Source organism: Mesorhizobium sp. M7A.F.Ca.CA.001.10.2.1 (assembly GCF_003998575.1).
GTDB lineage: Bacteria > Pseudomonadota > Alphaproteobacteria > Rhizobiales > Rhizobiaceae > Mesorhizobium.
In genome coordinates this window covers 1-1,775 of sequence record NZ_RZQY01000924.1, presented here as the reverse complement: position 1 = coordinate 1,775, position 1,775 = coordinate 1, and the positions used below count along the sequence as shown (strand labels likewise).

The 1,775-nt window shown below is 68.0% G+C and carries 3 protein-coding genes; all 3 read left to right on the top strand.

Features of this window, described 5'->3' with window-relative positions; genetic code table 11:
- Window positions 1-161 (top strand): cobalamin biosynthesis protein (locus tag EN964_RS33525; RefSeq protein ID WP_164776309.1); only part of this gene is annotated, 161 nt, incomplete at its 5' end.
- Window positions 158-922 carry a precorrin-4 C(11)-methyltransferase gene (gene cobM, locus EN964_RS33520; protein ID WP_127271893.1) on the top strand — a complete coding sequence of 255 codons (765 nt, stop codon included), beginning with the start codon at window positions 158-160 and terminating at the stop codon, window positions 920-922. The genes EN964_RS33525 and cobM, both read left to right, overlap by 4 nt.
- Window positions 919-1,737: a uroporphyrinogen-III C-methyltransferase gene (cobA, locus tag EN964_RS33515; protein ID WP_127271891.1), complete on the top strand. Its 819-nt coding sequence runs from the start codon at window positions 919-921 to the stop codon at window positions 1,735-1,737. The genes cobM and cobA overlap by 4 nt, the downstream gene beginning before the upstream one ends.
- The last annotated feature ends 38 nt before the right edge of the window (window positions 1,738-1,775 follow it).

Below are 1,775 nucleotides of genomic sequence, written 5' to 3'. Positions count from 1 at the left end.
CGCTCAGCCATTCCGACCTCTCGCAGGATGTTGCCGGAACCTCATCGGTTTCCGAGGCATCCGCCCTTGCCGTCGTCGGCAAAGGCGCCAGACTGCTTGGCCCGCGCACGGTGCTCGGCCCGGTCACCTGCGCGATCGCCATCAGTGGAGATGCGCCATGACCGTCCATTTCATCGGCGCCGGTCCCGGTGCCGCCGACCTCATCACGCTGCGCGGCGCGAGGCTGCTGGCAAGCTGCCAGGTCTGCCTGCATGCCGGCTCGATCGTCGCGCCCGAATTGCTACAGCACTGCGCGCCGGGAACAAAGCTGATCGACACCGCGCCGATGTCGCTCGACGAGATCGAGGCCGAGTATGTCGCGGCCCACAAATCGGGCCATGATGTCGCCCGCCTGCATTCCGGCGACCTGTCGGTGTGGAGCGCCGTCGCCGAGCAGATCCGCCGGCTGGAAAAGCATGGCATTCCCTACACGCTGACGCCGGGCGTCCCCTCCTTCGCCGCTGCCGCCGCCGCATTGCGCCGCGAACTGACCATTCCTGAAGTCGCGCAAAGCCTGGTGCTGACCCGCATCTCCGGACGCGCATCAAAAATGCCGCCCGGCGAAACGCTGGCCGGCTTCGGCCGCACCGGCGCCACGCTGGCCATTCATCTGGCCATCCACGCCATCGACCGCGTCGTTGCCGAGCTGACGCCGCATTATGGCGGGGATTGCCCGGTGGCGGTCGTCTTCCGCGCCTCCTGGCCGGACGAGCGTGTGCTGACCGGCACGCTGGCGACCATCGAGGCGCTGCTCGCCGCCGATCCGATGGAGCGCACGGCGATCATCTTCGTCGGCCGCTCGCTGGCAGCCGAAGGTTTTGGCGAGAGTTCATTATACGACGCCCACTACCAGCGGCGTTTTCGCGGACGGGACGGATTGTGAGCGGCAGCAACAAAAACACCGGCGAAAACGCTACGCTCGAAAAAGCCTTGTCCCGGCTGAACTTCAAGCCGCGCCAGCTGGAGCCTGGCCATGTCTGGCTGGCCGGCGCCGGCCCCGGCGACCCCGGTTGCCTGACGCTCGAAGTGCTGGCGGCTTTGGCCGAGGCGGATGCGCTGGTCTACGACGCGCTGGTCTCATCCGATGTCGTCGCCGTTGCCGAAAATGCCGAGCTTTTCTTTGCTGGCAAGCGCGGCGGCAAACCGTCGATGAAACAGGATGACATCACCGCCCTTTTGGTGCGGCTGGCGCGCGACGGCCGCCGCGTCGTCAGGCTGAAGGGCGGCGATCCCTATATTTTCGGCCGCGGCGGCGAAGAAGCCCTGGCGCTGGCGCATGAAAACATCCCGTTCCGCGTGCTGCCAGGCCTGACCTCGGGCCTCAGCGCTCTGGCCGCGACCGGCATCCCGGCCACCATGCGCGGCATCAACAAGGCGGTGATCCTGGCCACCGGCCACGCCGCCGGCACCGATGACGATCTCGATTGGGCGGCAATCGCCCGCACCGGCCAGCCTGTCGTCGTTTATATGGGCATGGCCAACCTGCCTTTGATCGCGGCGGCACTGCTCGACGGCGGGCTGGCGCCGTCGACACCGGCGGCAGTGATCGTCGCCGCAACGACGCCGCAGGAACGAACCGTCGTCGCAACGCTCGCCACCATTGCCGAGGAAGCCGCGGCCGCCGGTCTCGCCTCGCCGGCGCTGATCGTCGTTGGCGGGATCGTTGCCATGCGCGCGGCACTGGCGGGACAAGCATGACGGCCCGCGCCATCATCATCGGCGCGCCGCGCGCCGGC

What these genes read in the sequence shown, in the direction of transcription:
- cobM (WP_127271893.1), top strand. Translation starts at nt 158, where the DNA reads ATGACCGTCCATTTCATCGGCGCCGGTCCCGGTGCCGCCGACCTCATC.